13 protein-coding genes are annotated in these 15,335 nt (G+C 64.2%); 9 read left to right on the top strand and 4 right to left on the bottom strand.

What is annotated here, in order from left to right:
• The first annotated feature begins 202 nt into the window (after positions 1 to 202).
• The 6 genes from EI171_RS25155 (at position 203) to EI171_RS25130 (ending at position 7,028) form a co-directional block, all read left to right on the top strand.
• Positions 203 to 2,191, top strand: coding sequence for a TonB-dependent siderophore receptor (locus EI171_RS25155; protein WP_161537075.1), 1,989 nt, complete (start codon positions 203 to 205; stop codon positions 2,189 to 2,191).
• 56 nt (positions 2,192 to 2,247) lie between these two features.
• Positions 2,248 to 3,537 (top strand): siderophore utilization protein FsrB, encoded by a 1,290-nt coding sequence (gene fsrB, locus EI171_RS25150; protein WP_161534953.1) that lies wholly within the window; start codon positions 2,248 to 2,250, stop codon positions 3,535 to 3,537.
• A 200-nt stretch (positions 3,538 to 3,737) separates the two neighbouring features.
• Positions 3,738 to 3,956: a hypothetical protein gene (locus tag EI171_RS25145; protein WP_038967569.1), complete on the top strand. Its 219-nt coding sequence runs from the start codon at positions 3,738 to 3,740 to the stop codon at positions 3,954 to 3,956.
• Positions 3,957 to 4,080: 124 nt separating this feature from the next.
• Positions 4,081 to 4,908, top strand: a complete 828-nt coding sequence (locus EI171_RS25140; protein WP_161534952.1) for a hypothetical protein — start codon at positions 4,081 to 4,083, stop codon at positions 4,906 to 4,908.
• A 179-nt stretch (positions 4,909 to 5,087) separates the two neighbouring features.
• Positions 5,088 to 5,552 (top strand): hypothetical protein, encoded by a 465-nt coding sequence (locus tag EI171_RS25135; protein WP_161534951.1) that lies wholly within the window; start codon positions 5,088 to 5,090, stop codon positions 5,550 to 5,552.
• Positions 5,553 to 5,636: 84 nt separating this feature from the next.
• The gene (locus EI171_RS25130) at positions 5,637 to 7,028 is read left to right on the top strand and encodes a hypothetical protein (protein WP_161534950.1); all 1,392 of its coding nucleotides are present in this window, start codon (positions 5,637 to 5,639) and stop codon (positions 7,026 to 7,028) included.
• A gap of 185 nt (positions 7,029 to 7,213) precedes the next feature.
• On the opposite strand, the gene EI171_RS25125 is transcribed toward EI171_RS25130, so the two are convergent.
• The 3 genes from EI171_RS25125 to EI171_RS25115 all read right to left on the bottom strand — a co-directional run bounded on the left by EI171_RS25125 (position 7,214) and on the right by EI171_RS25115 (position 9,414).
• On the bottom strand, positions 7,214 to 7,561 hold the full coding sequence (locus EI171_RS25125) for a hypothetical protein (protein WP_244441990.1): 348 nt from the start codon (positions 7,559 to 7,561) through the stop codon (positions 7,214 to 7,216).
• 221 nt (positions 7,562 to 7,782) lie between these two features.
• Positions 7,783 to 7,905: a hypothetical protein gene (locus EI171_RS46480; protein WP_256380385.1), complete on the bottom strand. Its 123-nt coding sequence runs from the start codon at positions 7,903 to 7,905 to the stop codon at positions 7,783 to 7,785.
• Positions 7,906 to 8,217: 312 nt separating this feature from the next.
• On the bottom strand, positions 8,218 to 9,414 hold the full coding sequence (locus EI171_RS25115; protein WP_161534949.1) for a Xaa-Pro peptidase family protein: 1,197 nt from the start codon (positions 9,412 to 9,414) through the stop codon (positions 8,218 to 8,220).
• Between the two features lie 478 nt (positions 9,415 to 9,892).
• On the opposite strand from EI171_RS25115, the gene EI171_RS25110 reads away from it, so the two are divergent.
• Genes EI171_RS25110 through EI171_RS25100 form a run of 3 tightly spaced genes read left to right on the top strand, consistent with a single transcriptional unit; the run spans position 9,893 to position 14,499 of the window.
• Positions 9,893 to 10,912, top strand: coding sequence for a TRAP transporter substrate-binding protein (locus EI171_RS25110; RefSeq protein ID WP_011087282.1), 1,020 nt, complete (start codon positions 9,893 to 9,895; stop codon positions 10,910 to 10,912).
• Between the two features lie 15 nt (positions 10,913 to 10,927).
• Positions 10,928 to 12,817, top strand: a complete 1,890-nt coding sequence (locus tag EI171_RS25105) for a TRAP transporter large permease subunit (protein WP_161534948.1) — start codon at positions 10,928 to 10,930, stop codon at positions 12,815 to 12,817.
• A gap of 20 nt (positions 12,818 to 12,837) precedes the next feature.
• Positions 12,838 to 14,499, top strand: coding sequence for an acyl-CoA synthetase (locus tag EI171_RS25100; protein WP_161534947.1), 1,662 nt, complete (start codon positions 12,838 to 12,840; stop codon positions 14,497 to 14,499).
• A gap of 29 nt (positions 14,500 to 14,528) precedes the next feature.
• Here the strand turns inward: EI171_RS25100 and EI171_RS25095 are convergent, their stop codons facing one another.
• The gene (locus EI171_RS25095) at positions 14,529 to 15,326 is read right to left on the bottom strand and encodes an MBL fold metallo-hydrolase (RefSeq protein ID WP_028174040.1); all 798 of its coding nucleotides are present in this window, start codon (positions 15,324 to 15,326) and stop codon (positions 14,529 to 14,531) included.
• Positions 15,327 to 15,335 lie beyond the last annotated feature (9 nt).

Genomic DNA, 15,335 nt, shown 5'->3' with positions numbered 1-15,335 from the left:
CGGTTCGGTGCAGGCGCAGACGCAAATTCCCGCGGTCTCCGTTGAAGCGCCGGCTCAGCGTGCCCGTCCCGCGGCGGTTGCTTCGTCGCGACGGTCGGCAACGACGCGCAGCTCCCGCACCAATCGTCACGCTCCCGCGCAGCAAGCCGCGCCAACCCGGTCGGCCTCGAACGGCGCCACCGGCGAACGCGCCAACGGTCCGGTGCGCGGGTTCGTCGCCACGCGCAGCGGCACCGCCACCAAGACCGATACGCCGCTGATCGAAACGCCGCAGTCGGTGTCCGTCGTCACCACCGACCAGGTCAGGAACCAGGGCGCGGTCTCGATCGGCGAGGCCCTGCGCTACACCGCCGGTGTCAGCGGCGACGTCAATGGCGGTTCGGACACCCGCTTCGGCGCCCTCCAGATCCGCGGCTTCGACACCACCATGTCGGGCCTCTACGTCGACGGCCTGCGAATCCCATCGAGCAACTACGTGCACTTCAACGGCCTCGATCCCTACGGCGCCGAGCGCCTCGAGGTCCTCAAGGGGCCGTCCTCCGCGATGTATGGCGGCAGCGGCACCGGCGGCATCCTCAACTACGTGACCAAGCTGCCGACCGCGCAGCAGTTCGGCGAGGTCTCGGTCTCCGGCGGCAGCTTCAACCGCTATCAGGGCCAGTTCGACATGGGCGGCCCCGCCAACAAGGACGGCACCGTGCTGTGGCGCCTGACCGGCGTGGTGCGTGACGGCGAGACCCAGGTCGACTTCACCAAGGACAACCGCGTCTTCATCGCGCCCGCAATCACCTTCAGGCCGAACGAGGACACCACCATCACGATTCTGGCCAACTACCAGAGGGACCGGGCAGGGTGGGGCCTCCAGTTCCTGCCCGCCTCAGGCACGGTGTGGCCGAACAACGGCCGCACCATCCCGGTCTCGTTCTTCGCGGGCGTGCCGAGCTTCAACGCGTTCAACACCGAGATCGCAACCGCCGGCTACCAGCTCTCGCACAATTTCACCGACAACATCACGTTCCGGCAGAACCTGCGCTACGCCTATCAGCACAACGAGGAAAAGGTGTTTTACGGCGGAGGCTATACCGACGAGGCCGCGGGGCAGCTCGCGCGTTTCGGCAGCTACAGCAACTCGTACATCAACTCCTTCGCGGTGGACAACCAGCTCCAGGGCAAGTTCACCACCGGCATCCTCAGCCACACCACGCTGGTCGGGATCGACTATCGCAACACCTCCTTCCGCGACACCGCCTTTAGCGTCACGACGTCGGCGCCGGAGATCAACGTGTTCAACCCGGTCTACAGCTACGACTGGACCATCGGCGCGATGAGCGACAACACCGGCGTCAAGCAGTCGCAGGTCGGCCTCTACGCGCAGGACCAGATCAGGCTCGGCCGGCTGTCGTTCCAGCTCGGCGGTCGCCAGGATTTCGTCACCACGCAGGTCGACAGCGGTATCTTCGACAAATCGGTCTCGAAGGATGCTTCGGCCTTCACTGGCCGCGCCGCCGTGATGTACAATTTCGACAACGGCATCGCGCCGTATTTCAGCTATTCCGAGTCGTTTCTGCCGGTGCTCGCGACCGGACCGCGCGGCCAGCTGCTTAACCCTGAAACCGGCGTGCAGTACGAGGTCGGCGTCAAGTACCAGCCGATCGGATGGAACGCGCTGTTCACCTTCGCCGCCTTCGACCTGACGCGCGACAACGTCGTCACCTACGCGCCTCCGCTGAACGTTGCTGAGCAAACCGGTCAGGTGAAATCGCGCGGCATCGAGCTCGAAGCTACCATGTCGCTCGCCGACGGCTGGAACCTGCGCGCCGCCTATGCCTATGTCGACGCCATGCTCACGCAGGATCCGGTGAATGTCGGCAAGGCGCCGGTCACCGTGCCGCTCAACCGTGCCTCGCTGTGGAGTGACTACACGCTTCAGAACGGGCCGCTCGCCGGCCTCCAGTTCGGCGGCGGCGTCCGCTATGTCGGCGCGACCTGGGGTGACGATGCCAACACGTTCAAGGTGGGAGCCTCGACCGTGCTGGATGCGCTTGTTGCCTACACCAGGGACAATTGGCGCCTGTCGCTGAACGTCACCAACCTTGCCGACACGCGCTATGTCGCCGCCTGCTACAGCCTGTCGGGCTGCTTCTACGCGGAGGGACGCAAGGCCATCGGCAAGCTGACCTATCGCTGGTGAGTTCAAATTGAAAACGATCCGGCAAGCGGACCGGACCTGTTTGGTGAGAGACGACGATGAGAGCGATATTCGGCAGGCTGCATCGCTGGGCGGGACTGCTCACGGCCGGATTCCTGTTCTTCTCCGGCATCACCGGCGCGATCATTTCCTGGGATCACGAGATCGACGACGTCCTGAACAGCCACCTGTTCGACGTCACCAGCAAGGGACCGGCCATTCCCTCGATCGAGCTCGCCAAGCTGATCGAGCAGCGCGATCCCCGCGCGCGCGTCGTCTATCTCTTCATGACGCCGGAGGAGGGCCACTCGCTGTGGTTCTTCATCATGCCGCGGATCGATCCCGCGACCGGCAAGCGCTATGCCCTCGACTACAATCAGGTCTTCCTCGATCCCAACACCGGCGTCGAGCTGGGGCGGCGCTATTGGGGCGCGGTGTGGCCGGTGACGCGGGAGAACTTCGTCTCGTTCCTCTACAAGCTGCACTACACGATGCACATCCCGGAGTTCTGGGGCAGCGACCGCTGGGGCATGCGCCTGCTCGGCATCATCGCCATCATTTGGACCATCGACTGCTTCGTCGGCTTCTACCTGACCCTGCCGTCACGGCGCAGCGCGAAGGCCGCGCGGGCGCCGCAAGTCACGCGCCAGCTCGAACGCGGCTTCTGGGCGCGCTGGGCGCCGGCCTGGACCATCAAGACGTCGGGCAGCGCTTACCGGATCAATTTCGACATCCACCGCGCCTTCAGCCTGTGGACCTGGGGCGTGCTGTTCGTCATCGCCTTCACGGCGTTCTCGCTGAACCTCTATTTCGAGGTGTTCTCGCCGCTGATGAAGATAGTGTCGAACTACACGCCCACGCCGTATGAGCAGCGGCCGTACCGCGATCTCGACAATCCGATCGAGCCCAAGGTGACATTTGCCGACATCGCCGCGCGCGCGGCGGCCGACGGCAAGGGGCGAGGGTGGTCCACTCCGGTCGGCGCGCTCAGCTACGGCCCCGCTCACGGGGTCTATGCCGCCGCCTACTTCCATCCCGGCGACGACCACGGCGCCGGCGGCGTCGGCCCGGCGCAGCTCTATTACGACAGCGAGGACGGCCGTCCGCTCGGCGCGCGTCTGCCCTGGGTCGGCACCGCCGCCGACATCTTCGTGCAGGCGCAGTTTCCGCTGCATTCAGGCCGCATAGTCGGACTGTTCGGCCGCATCCTGATCTCGATCATGGGGCTGGTGGTGGCCGCGCTCTCGGTCACCGGCGTCGTGATCTGGTGGCGCAAGCGCCGCGCCCGTGTCCGGGTGCGCGAGACCGCCGCGATGCGCCTGAGCCGGCAGCTCACGCCGGCGGAGTAGGGCGCTCACGCCCCCGCCGGTGATCGCAACGGCTTACGCGTTGATCGGAATCAAATCCACCCCTGGGAACCTTCGCTAGCTTCGCGGGGTGTTTAACCCGATTTGCAGTTGCGTCAGCCAGGGCTAGGAGGCCCATGTTTGCTTTCCTCTCCGATAAGAGGGCCAGGCACTCCAGGACAGGTGGACGCGAGAGGATTGTGATGCGCACTTACTATTTCGACATGAAGGATGGCGTTCCGGCTCGGGACAAGTCGGGTCTGGAGTTTGGAAGCGACGGCGCCGCCATTGCCCACAGCAAGAGCCTGGCGGAAGACGTTCGCACGAAGAGGCCGGGAGGACATCCAGATCTCCGGATCGTCGTCATCGATGAGAACGGCCGCGAAGTTCATCGCGAGCCGGTATATTCGAAGAACCGTTGACCATAGCGGTCCATTTACGCCGGCGCAGCAGGGCCCCACGACGGCGCGGTGACCACCACGGATGAACCTTCCCGCGAAACAGAGGCACCAAGACTGAAGACAGCTCTTGCTTCGTGGGATCGATATGAAGTGCCTTGCCTTACTCTGCCTGCTCGTCCTAGCTGCGCCTGCCCATGCGGCCACTCCCGAGCAGCGCTATCTCGAGCTGCGCGATCGCTACATCGCAAAGTTCTCGAAGGCTGCGGAAAACGACGAGACCTCCAGGCAGCACGATGCGGCGCTCAACGAGCTGACAGGCGTGCTGCGCGGCTTGGTGGGACCGGTCGCGATCAAGGGGCTGCCGGCAGAGGGCAAGTCGAACGCCGATACGCTTTTCAAGGGTGACTCAGGCTTCGGCCATCTCGATGGGCTCGGCTTCGCGTCGGAAGGCGACAAGTTGCAAGCCGTGGTGACGACCATGGCGCTGCTCAAGCACTGGCTGCGCGAGCATCGCGAGGACGGCATGCCGCAGGAGATCGGCGCCGCATTCAAGTCGGATCGCTTCTACTATCAAGCGATCCAGGACTCGGCGTTCGCCAAATACGCCGAGCTGCCGGTCACCAAGCCCGCATCCGCGAGCGCCGCGGTTGCCGTGCTCGGCGTGCGCGGCAATGGCGACCTGAAGGGACCACCGCATGAAATCGACGTCGTCGCGATCCAGGGCGAGAAGGTCTTCTTTCTCGCCTCATCGGACGCCGTGAAGACGGCGCCGATCCCGGCCTGCGAGAAGGTCTGGAAGCAGATGATGGCGAGGCCCGTCGACAAGAAGGATCCGCGCGGCGACATGACCCGCGAAGATAATGCGATGACGGCCTTCACGGCGTGCTTCGCCAAGGAAGCGCCAAGCCAGAGCTGGTTCGCGGCCGCCGTCAAGAAGGCGCAGAGCCAGTTGGACCTGCTGCCGCTGCGCTAGCTTTGCTGCATCGTCACGACCTTGGCCGGCCGGTGTCCTTTGCACATCAAAGGACAACCAAAAATGTCAGCACAGACGCCATAATGACGCGGGGCATCCGCATTCGGCGAAAAGATTCGCTTTCAATTCCCTGCTGCAATGATAACATCCCAAAGTTGTATTTTTTAAGGACATTTCCCATGACCCATGCGCTCAATCTCACGCTGAAGATCAAACAGGATGCCGCGACACAGGCGCAATTGAAGAACCTCGAGGCGATCTTCGCCGACAAGGTTCAGCCCTTGATCGAAGCGGCGCTGAAGAAATCCAGGATCGTTCATTTCGCGCGCGTCGTCGTCATCGGCAACGAGTACATCCAGGTCATCACCGAATATGAGGGCTCGCATCAGGAATACACCGAATTCTTCCGGCGCGAGCTCACCCCGGTCTTTGCGGCGATATTTTCGCTGGCAGATATGGGCGACAAGGAGCTGGACGTCACCAACCCCAATGCATTTTTCGAATTCTCCAAGAATCGCAACGAGCGTTCGCTGGGCAAGGCGACCGATGGCTCGACGGACATCAACGGCAATCCGTCCGGCTGGCTGTTCTCGGCTTATGACCACATGACGGTCGAGGAGATCCTGACAAAGCTCGGGAAATAGCATTGCGGGCACATTCGCTCGCCTGTTGAGCGACGTGCCCGGCTCTGTGGCTGGCTATTGAGCGTTCCCACAAGGACAGACGCGATGGTGGATATTGCCAATTTGCAGGCGATCATTGCCCGAAGCTCCACCAAGCCGCTGCTCGCGGTGCTGCTGTTCAAGTTCGGCGACGCCGGCCGTGCCAGGGCGTTCCTGCAGCAATGGATACCGCGGACTGCGGCGGGAAGGGCGCCGGACCCCGCTGGGCCGGCCTTCCACTTCATGTTCAGTTGGAAAGGTATAGAGGCGCTGATGGCGGGGCGTCCCGGCTTCGACGTGGCGCAGGGCCGTCGGGAGTTCGACGTCTTTTTCGTGGATCCGGCGCAGGCGCCGGACGGCGGCGTCGCGGAGCAACTCGGTTTCTCCGGAACCAGCGCTCCAGCTGCGTGGTGGGATGGCAATTTCAAGTCGGGTGATGTCGATCTCGCCATCCACATCGGGTTCGACACAGCCGAGCAGAAATCCGATTGCCTCGCAGAATTGCGACAGTCGGCGGCAAGCTTCGGTGTGCAGGAATTAACGCTCGAAGGTTGGGACGACAGCGCGCTGTCCGGCAGCCTGCCGGCCGACGGCCGCCTGCATTTCGGCTACCGGGATGGAATCACCGCCCCCAACATCGACTGGCAGGACGCTGGCACGCCCGGCATGGTCAACTGTCGCGAGATCGTCGTCGGCTATCCGAACGAAGACTTTCCAACGGCGCCACACAATCCGGGCCCATGGCAGGACTTTGCGCGGGATGGCTCCTTTGTCGGCTTGTCGTGGGTGTATCAGGACGTCGCGGGCTTCAACAAATTCCTCCAGGACAACGCGCCGCTGGCGGCGCCGCATGTCGGCCCGGAACTGGCCGAGGAGTGGATCGCCGCAAAGCTCATGGGACGCTGGCGGCATGGATCGCCGCTGTCCAGGTTTCCGGACGCACCGCCGTCGACCCCGCAATTGGATGATTCATTCGGCTATGGCGACGATCCGGATGGCGTCAAATGCCCGCTCGGGGCCCACATTCGAATTGCCAATTGCCGCGATCAGCCGATGAAATATGCCAATCACGTTCGCTTTCCGAAAGGGCCGCCGCGCGTCATCCGACGCGGATTCTCCTATGGGCCCCGCCTGGACAGCGTGCAGGACGATGGCAAAGACCGCGGCATCGTCGGGCTCTTCTACTTCGCCAGGATCAACGAGCAATTCTATACGATCCTGAGATGGATGCAGAAGACGGAGTTCGCCGATGCCTACAAGAAGCTCCCGAACGGATACAACGCCCAGGATGCCCTGACCGGGAATCGCCGATATCCGAAGGCTGAAACCCAGTTCGGTGTCCCTCTGAAGGACAACGCCTCCGTGACCTTTCGGTTGGAGGAATTCATCCGTTTCAAGGGGGTTGCGGTCCTGTTTGCGCCGAGCATGAGAGCGCTCAATACGATGATTTCAGCCTAGCGCGCAGTGCCGCCGCGATTCCAGCCGCGGCCGCCCTCAGCCGCTGATCGTCCCCTCACGCGAGTATCTGGCATTACGGTTCAGCACGTAGCCGCAACGGGTGATCAAGCGCGCGCTCGATGGCACGCTGATTGGGAAGGGTCAGTGACAGAGACTGCCGCGCCCAAACAGCGTCATTCGTGCCCTCAGTACGGGGAGTAGTATTGGCGGCGATAGGGATAGGCGTCGCCGTAGTACCCTGGCGCAGCGTACCTTGGCTCGTAGTACCCGGGCCCGTAATTGCTGGACCCGTAGGCCCCATAGGCGGCGGCTCCAGCCGCGGCGCCCAAGATGCCGAGCCCGATTGCGGCCCCGGGAGCGCCGTAGTAGCCGCGACCGCGGTAGTGGCGTCTGTAGTAGACCTCTGTCACTGCGGACGAAGAAACCGCTTGCTTCAGGAGACTCGTGCTCGGCGAGATCGGAGCTGCCCCTGACGGGAGCACCGAGCCGAGGATCGCCGCGCCGAAGAACGAGACGGCAACCACGCATTTCATTGTCTGCTGGTTCATGATCGTATCCTTTCGAATTTGGAGCATCTCAAGCGGCAAGTCACTTGCGTGCCACTGGCCGAGAAAGAAGCTCGACGCGGGGCACTCTTGAGGGGCGCTGGTGGCGGCGGATTTGAGGATTCGTGGTTCTAACGAACTCACAGACCCGCCTCCGTACTCACGCTCCGACTTAGCCGATTACTTGGCGCAAGTTACTTGGCACAAGTTTACTTGGCGCAAGTCTTGTCCGCCTTCATAGCTGCTTCTGCCGAAGCCTTTGTCGTGTGAGCGGCGCCGACAACCTTCATGGTGCCGCCGGCAGGCTGGCTCTCGACGATCTGACACTTCATGGTCGCGGTATCCTGAGCCAGGTAGAACGAGGAGGGCGATTGGCCAACGGTCTTGCCCGTCTCAGCTGCGACTGACGGAGAAGCGAATGCGAGAACGGCGACTGCCGCCAATAAAATTCTTTTCATAGTATCCACCAATTGTTACGCGTCCGGATCGGACAAAGAATGAACAGGGCGGGCCGACAAGGGTTCCCGCGATCGCCGATTTGTTTTTTGCGCGTGCACTGATGGAACGAAAAACAATGCGCTTGGGCGGAAGCCGTGCGCAAGAAATCACGCAGAGTGCCTCAGCCGGCGTGCGACCCAGTCAGATCAAAGCGCACTCCCACCGCGATTCCAGCCGCGGCCGCCTTCGCCAAAAATTTCGTGGCCCGTCGCCGTCACCACCACCGTGTCCTCGAGCTTGATGAAGCCGCGCTTCGGATGCTTCATCGTGGTCTCGATCGACACCACCATGCCTGTTTCGAGCGGCAGCCGCGCGTCCGTGTCGTCATAGGGAACCGGACCCGTGGCGGTCAGGTGAGGGGCCTCGTGGCTGACGAGGCCCATGCCGTGGGCCAGAAATTCGGTGCAATCGCGCTGTGTGATCTGGGCGAGCTGCCGCTCGGCCGCGACGTAGATGTCGCCGCCCATGGCGCCCGGCCGGACGGCGGCGAAGGCGGCGCGCTGCACTGCCTCGATCTCGGCCAGGCAGTCCCTCAACTCGCCGTCGGGCTCGCCCAGCACCGCCATGCGGGCGAGGTCGCCGATATAGCCGTGAAAATTGCCGCCGGAGTCGAGCGACAGCACCTCGCCTTGCTCCCAGCGCTGCGCCGACGGCGCGCGGTTGTGGCTGTTGCCGCAGGCCAGCAGGCAGTATTCGAAGGTGAGCCCGCGGTTGACCTCGGCGACGCGCAGTGCGTCCGACAATTGCTGCTTGGTCGTGCCGGGACCGTGCCCGACGATCACCTCCAGCATCGCGGCGATCACCAGTTCAGACGCCGTCTTCAGCCTGGCCAGTTCGTCCGCAGACTTGACCGCGCGCAGACGCTCCAGGACGAGGAGGGCGTCCTTGAGCGCCGCGTCGGGCAGGGCGTCGGCAAGCGCTTGGCCCGCATCCATCGGCAGGAATGCCATCTCGACCCCGACCCGCTTCATCGGCACACCGGCGTCCTTCAAGGCCGCAACGGCCCGCGTGATCGCATCGACCGAGCCGCTGGACTCGGTCCGGACCTGCGGCACCCAGGGCGGCGCCACGGCGCGCTGATGGGTCTCCAGCCGGTGGCCGACATAGACGGACTTTTCCGGCGCGCCCTTGGGATAGACCAGGACGGGCAGATAGCGGCTGACGCCCATGGCATCCATGTAGTCGAAGAAGATCGCGCGCTCGGCCCCGAGCAGGTATTGTACGTTGTGCTTGGAGGTCGCGATGAGTACGTCGAGGCCGGCTGCTTCCATCAGGCGGTCGAGCTTGGCGGCATCGAATGGAATGGCGCGCGAGCCGGTCGCGCCGGCGACGTTCAGCTCCATGATGGACCTCCCAATAGGCGACGGTTTGGACCGCCTGTGTTCTTGCCTGCGACCATCCGAGCGACCGTCGGATCGTCGCAGCGCGCCGCGATTGTCCGCCGGGAGCGGGGTTCTGGATAGCTGCGGATTTGGCTGGCCTGACCTGCACGACCATATCCATGATTCGCATAAGGTATATTATGGAATATATTTATATACAATCAGATCAAATATTTAGACGGAATTCCTGCCATCCCGGCTTCGCTCCGGCGCGACTTTCGGCTCGGCCCTCGAACGTCGTCCCAACTCTTGACGGCTACTGTGCATGGGGTTGTTTTTCGCTTTTTGAATCCGGCTCCATGTGCCGAAAGCGATATTGCGGTGACGTGGTCCGGCTGCAATAAGCGAGGCTTCGCGAGATCGCAGATGACCTTCTGACTTTCCATCCGTATAGGTTTGCGTCTCAGAACAACAACAAACCTTCCGAGGAAGCAGACCCATGAGCTTTTCCCGACGCACGCTTCTCAAGGCCTCCGCCGCGACCGCGGTCCTGGGCGGCCTCAGCGCGCCCCATGTGGCCCGCGCCCAGAGCGCCGAGTTCAGCTACAAATACGCCAATAACCTGCCGGACACCCATCCGCTGAACGTGCGCGCCAGGGAGATGGCGGCGGCGATCAAGAGCGAGACGAACGGCAAGTTCGACCTTCAGATCTTTCCGAACAACCAGCTCGGCTCCGACACCGACATGCTGAGCCAGATCCGCTCCGGCGGCGTCGAGTTCTTCACGCTGTCGGGCCTGATCCTGTCGACCCTGGTTCCGGCCGCGTCCATCAACGGCATCGGCTTCGCGTTCCCGGACTACGACACGGTCTGGAAGGCCATGGACGGCGATCTCGGCGCCCATGTCCGCGGCGAGATCAAGAAGGCCGGCCTCGAGGTCATGGACAAGATCTGGGACAACGGCTTCCGCCAGACCACGTCCTCGACCAGGCCGATCACCGGTCCCGACGACCTCAAGGGCTTCAAGATCCGCGTGCCGGTGTCGCCGCTGTGGACCTCGATGTTCAAGGCGTTCGATGCAGCGCCCGCCTCGATCAATTTCAGCGAGGTCTATTCCGCACTCCAGACCAAGATCGTCGAGGGCCAGGAGAACCCGCTGGCGATCATCTCGACCGCAAAGCTCTACGAGGTGCAGAAATACTGCTCGCTGACCAACCACATGTGGGACGGCTTCTGGTTCCTGGCCAACCGCCGCGCCTGGAGCGCGCTGCCGGAGGACGTCCGCACGATCGTCGCCAAGAACATCAACGCCGCCGCGGTCAAGGAGCGCGAGGATACCGCCAAGCTCAATGCCAATCTCCAGCAGGAGCTCGCGGCCAAGGGCCTGACCTTCAACCAGCCCGCGGTCGCGCCGTTCCGCGACAAGCTGCGGACCGCCGGCTTCTATGCCGAGTGGAAGGGCAAATATGGCGATCAGGCCTGGGACCTCTTGGAGAAGGCCGTCGGCAAGCTCTCGTAACGCGTTGGGGCCGTCATGGCTCATGTCGAGGTTGAGGTGACCGAAGCGGCGGGCGAGGTGGCTGTTCAGTCCCCTCGCCGACCTTCGTTGCTGGCTTCGCTCGAACGCCTCCTCGGCCTCGCCGTCGAGATCCCCGCGGCGACCCTGGTCGTCGCCGAGATCGCGATCCTGTTTGCCGGCGTGGTCGCGCGCTACGGCCTGCACCGACCGCTGATCTGGTCGGACGAGCTCGCCTCGATCCTGTTCCTGTGGCTGGCCATGCTGGGCGCGGCGGTCGCATTCCGCCGCTCCGAGCACATGCGCATGACCGCCGTGGTCGCAAGCGCCGGACCCGCGATGCGGGCCTATCTCGACCTGGTCGCGACCGCTGCGGCGCTGGCGTTTCTGGCGCTGATCGTGTGGCCGTCCTGGGACTACGCTTACGAGGAAAGCTTCATCACCACGCCGGCGCTCCAGATCCCGAACATCTGGCGGGCCGCCGCGCTGCCGGCCGGCATCTGCCTGATGGCGGCGTTCGCGCTGCTGCGGCTGCTGCGCGCCGCCGATGTCCGCATGGTGCTGACGGCCGTGATCTCCGTTGCCGTCATCGTCGGCCTGTTCTGGCTGGCGCAGCCATATCTGCGGCCGCTCGGCAATCTCAACCTCGTCATCTTCTTCGTCGGCGTCGCCGGCTTCTGCGTCTTTGCCGGCGTTCCCATTGCGTTCGGCTTTGGCCTCGCGATCTTCGGCTATCTGGTGCTGACCACGCGCACGCCCGTCATGGTGCTGGTCGGGCGGATGGACGAGGGCATGAGCCATCTCATCCTGCTCTCGGTGCCGCTGTTCGTGTTCTTGGGCCTGCTGATCGAGATGACCGGCATGGCGCGGGCCATGGTGGCGTTCCTGGCGAGCCTGCTGGGTCATGTCCGCGGCGGCCTGCATTACGTGCTGGTCGGCGCCATGTACCTGGTCTCCGGCATCTCCGGCGCCAAGGCCGCCGACATGGCCGCGGTCGCGCCCGTGCTGTTCCCGGAGATGAAACAGCGCGGCGCCCGCCCCGGCGATCTCGTCGCGCTGCTAGCGGCGACGGGGGCCCAGACCGAGACCATTCCGCCGAGCCTCGTGCTGATCACGATCGGCTCGGTCACCGGCGTCTCGATCGCGGCGCTGTTCACCGGCGGCCTGCTGCCCGGCGTCGTGCTCGCGATCACGCTCTGCATGCTGGTGTGGTGGCGCTACCGACACGAAGACATGAGCCATGTCCGCCGTGCCACGGGGGGCGAGATCGGCAGGACCTTCATCGTCGCCCTGCCCGCGCTCGCGCTGCCCTTCGTGATCCGCTACGCCGTGGTCGAGGGCATCGCCACCGCCACCGAAGTCTCCACCATCGGCATCGTCTATGGCGCCCTGGTCGGCCTCCTGGTCTATCGCCGCTTCGACTGGCGGCGGCTGTTTCCGATGCTGGTCGAGACCGCGGCGCTGTCGGGCGCGATCCTCCTGATTATCGGCACAGCCACCGGCATGGCCTGGGGCCTGACGCAATCCGGCTTCTCGCGCTCGCTGGCGGCGGCCATGACGGGACTGCCGGGCGGTGCGGCGACCTTCATCGCCGTGTCCATCCTGGCCTTCACCATTCTCGGCAGCGTGCTGGAGGGCATCCCGGCGATCGTGCTGTTCGGGCCGCTGCTGTTCCCGATCGCCCGCGCCGTCGGCGTGCACGAGGTGCACTATGCGATGGTGATCATTCTGGCCATGGGTATCGGGCTATTCGCCCCGCCCTTCGGCGTCGGCTATTATGCCGCCTGCGCCATCGGACGCGTTGACCCGGCCGAAGGCATCAGGCCGATCTGGGGCTATCTGCTGGCGCTGCTGGTGGGGTTGATCATCGTCGCGATCTTCCCCTGGATCTCGATCGGATTTCTTTGAAGCACTTTGAGGAGGTGTCGATGAGCGAACGGCAGAACCCGTACAATATCGGCCTCGACAAGACGCCCGCCAACTACGTGCCGCTGAGCCCGCTGAGCTTCCTCGCGCGCAGCGCCGCGGTCTATCCCGATCACGTCAGCACGGTCTATGAGGGCCGCAGTTTCACCTGGGCGCAGACCTATGAGCGCTGCCGGCGCTTTGCGGCCTGGCTCGCCGGCAAAGGCATCGGCGTCGGCGACACCGTGGCGGCGATGCTGCCGAACATCCCGGCCATGAACGAGGTGCACTTCGCGGTGCCGATGACCGGCGCCGTGCTCAATGCGCTCAACATCCGCCTCGATGCACCGTCGATAGCCTTTCAGCTCGATCATGGCGGGGCCAGGATCATCCTGGTCGATCCCGAGTTCTCTAGCGTCATCACCGACGCGCTCGCGCAGATGAGCGGACCGAAGCCGTTCGTGATCGACGTCGACGATGCCGCCTTCAAGGGCGGAATGCGCATCGGCGAGATCGAGTATGAGGCCGCGGTCGCGCAGGGCGATCCTGATTTCACCGCGATCCCGCCCAGGGACGAATGGGACGCGATCGCGCTGAGCTACACCTCGGGCACGACCGGTAATCCCAAGGGCGTCGTCACGCATCATCGCGGCGCTTATCTCAACGCCGTCAGCAACATCCTGGCCGGCAATCTCGGCCAGCATCCGGTCTATCTCTGGACGCTGCCGATGTTCCATTGCAACGGCTGGTGCTTCCCCTGGACCATCGCGGCCTCGGCCGGCATCAACGTCTGCCTGCGCAAGGTCGAGCCGACCAAGATCTTCGAGTTGATCAAGCAGCACGGCGTCACCCACATGTGCGGCGCGCCGATCGTCTACAACACGCTGATCAACGCCCCCGACGCGCCCAAGGAAACGCCAACGGGTAATGCCGCCCGCCGCGTCGTCGGCCTGATCGCCGGCGCCGCGCCTCCGGTTGCGGTGCTGGAAGGCGCGGAAAACATCGGCATCAAGCTCACCCACGTCTATGGCCTGACCGAGGTCTACGGCCCCGCCTCCGTCTGCGCCGAGCAGCCCGGCTGGGACGAGCTTCCGCCGGCCGAACGTGCGCGGATGAAGCGCCGGCAGGGCGTGCCCTACCCGCTCGAGGAAGGCGTCACCGTCATCAACCCGCAGACCATGCAGGAGGTGCCGCGCGACGGCGAGACCATCGGCGAGGTCATGTTCCGCGGCAACATCGTCATGAAGGGTTACCTCAAAAACGAGAAGGCGACGAAGGAGGCCTTCGAGGGCGGCTGGTTTCACACCGGCGATCTCGGCGTGCTCGACGAGCACGGCTACGTCATCATCAAGGACCGCTCCAAGGACATCATCATCTCGGGCGGCGAGAACATTTCCTCGGTCGAAGTCGAGGACATCCTCTACAAGCACCCGGCGGTGCTGTTCGCCGCCGTGGTCGCCAAGCCCGATCCGAAATGGGGCGAAGTGCCGTGCGCCTTCGTCGAGCTGAAGGACGGCGCCAGCGCGACCGAGGCCGAGATCATCGCCTTCTGCCGTTCGCACATGAGCGGCTTCAAGACGCCGAAGGCAATCGTGTTCGGGCCGATCCCGAAGACGTCCACGGGCAAGATCCAGAAATTCCTGCTGCGCAACGAGGTGGGATCGGCGAAGGCAATAACCGCCTGAGCTGATCTCCCGTTTCAAGGCTGCTGCGCTCAGTGTGTCTCCAGCCGCAGGCCGTCGTACGCCGGCACCACGCCCGGCGGCAGCGACTGCCGGATGACTTCGTAATCGACGTCGGCCGTCATGTTGGTGATGACGGCGCGCTTCGGCTTGAAACGTTCGATCCAGGACAGCGCGTCGTTGATGCTGAAATGGCTGACATGGCTGGTGTAGCGCAGCCCGTCGACGATCCAGAGGTCGAGGTTTTCCAGCGCGCCCCAGCTCTCGCGCGGGATGTCGTTGAGATCGGGCGTGTAGGCGGCGTCCCCGATGCGATAGCCGAGCGCGGGAATGTTGCCGTGCTGCACCAGGAAGGCCGTCATCGTCACGGCGCCGCCCTTCCCCAGAATGGTCTGGTTTTCGCCCGCCTCGATCGAATGCCGCGTCAGGATCGGCGGGTAGTCGCTGCCCTCCGGCGCGATGAAGCAATAGGAGAACCGCGACAGGATGTCCTTGGCGGTCGACTGGTTGAAGTAGGTCGGGATACGCCGGCGCATGTGCATGACGACCGAGCGCAGGTCGTCCATGCCGTGGGTCTGGTCGGCGTGCTCGTGGGTCAGGAACACCGCGTCGATGTGGTCGACATTGGTCGAGAGCAATTGCTCGCGCAGATCCGGCGAGGTGTCGATCACGATCCGCGTGGTGCCGTGCTCGGACGCCCGTTCGACCAGCAGCGAGCAGCGGCGGCGGCGGTTCTTCGGATTGCTCGGGTCGCAGGCGCCCCAGCCGAGCGCCGGGCGCGGCACGCCGGCGGAGGAGCCGCAGCCCAGGATCGTCAGCGTCAGCGTCATGCGGCTCCC

The sequence above is a fragment of the Bradyrhizobium sp. LCT2 genome, from assembly GCF_009931255.1.
Taxonomy (GTDB): Bacteria; Pseudomonadota; Alphaproteobacteria; order Rhizobiales; family Xanthobacteraceae; genus Bradyrhizobium; species Bradyrhizobium diazoefficiens.
This window is presented reverse-complemented; position numbering and strand designations above follow the sequence as displayed.

Excerpts from the sequence above, each read along its gene's own strand:
- EI171_RS25110 (WP_011087282.1), top strand. The coding sequence starts at position 9,893 with ATGAGCTTTTCCCGACGCACGCTTCTCAAGGCCTCCGCCGCGACCGCG.
- EI171_RS25115 (WP_161534949.1), bottom strand. The coding sequence starts at position 9,414 with ATGGAGCTGAACGTCGCCGGCGCGACCGGCTCGCGCGCCATTCCATTC.
- fsrB (WP_161534953.1), top strand. The coding sequence starts at position 2,248 with ATGAGAGCGATATTCGGCAGGCTGCATCGCTGGGCGGGACTGCTCACG.
- EI171_RS25130 (WP_161534950.1), top strand. The coding sequence starts at position 5,637 with ATGGTGGATATTGCCAATTTGCAGGCGATCATTGCCCGAAGCTCCACC.
- EI171_RS25140 (WP_161534952.1), top strand. The coding sequence starts at position 4,081 with ATGAAGTGCCTTGCCTTACTCTGCCTGCTCGTCCTAGCTGCGCCTGCC.
- EI171_RS25105 (WP_161534948.1), top strand. The coding sequence starts at position 10,928 with ATGGCTCATGTCGAGGTTGAGGTGACCGAAGCGGCGGGCGAGGTGGCT.
- EI171_RS25100 (WP_161534947.1), top strand. The coding sequence starts at position 12,838 with ATGAGCGAACGGCAGAACCCGTACAATATCGGCCTCGACAAGACGCCC.
- EI171_RS25145 (WP_038967569.1), top strand. The coding sequence starts at position 3,738 with ATGCGCACTTACTATTTCGACATGAAGGATGGCGTTCCGGCTCGGGAC.
- EI171_RS25095 (WP_028174040.1), bottom strand. The coding sequence starts at position 15,326 with ATGACGCTGACGCTGACGATCCTGGGCTGCGGCTCCTCCGCCGGCGTG.
- EI171_RS25135 (WP_161534951.1), top strand. The coding sequence starts at position 5,088 with ATGACCCATGCGCTCAATCTCACGCTGAAGATCAAACAGGATGCCGCG.
- EI171_RS46480 (WP_256380385.1), bottom strand. The coding sequence starts at position 7,905 with ATGAAGTGTCAGATCGTCGAGAGCCAGCCTGCCGGCGGCACCATGAAG.
- EI171_RS25125 (WP_244441990.1), bottom strand. The coding sequence starts at position 7,561 with ATGAAATGCGTGGTTGCCGTCTCGTTCTTCGGCGCGGCGATCCTCGGC.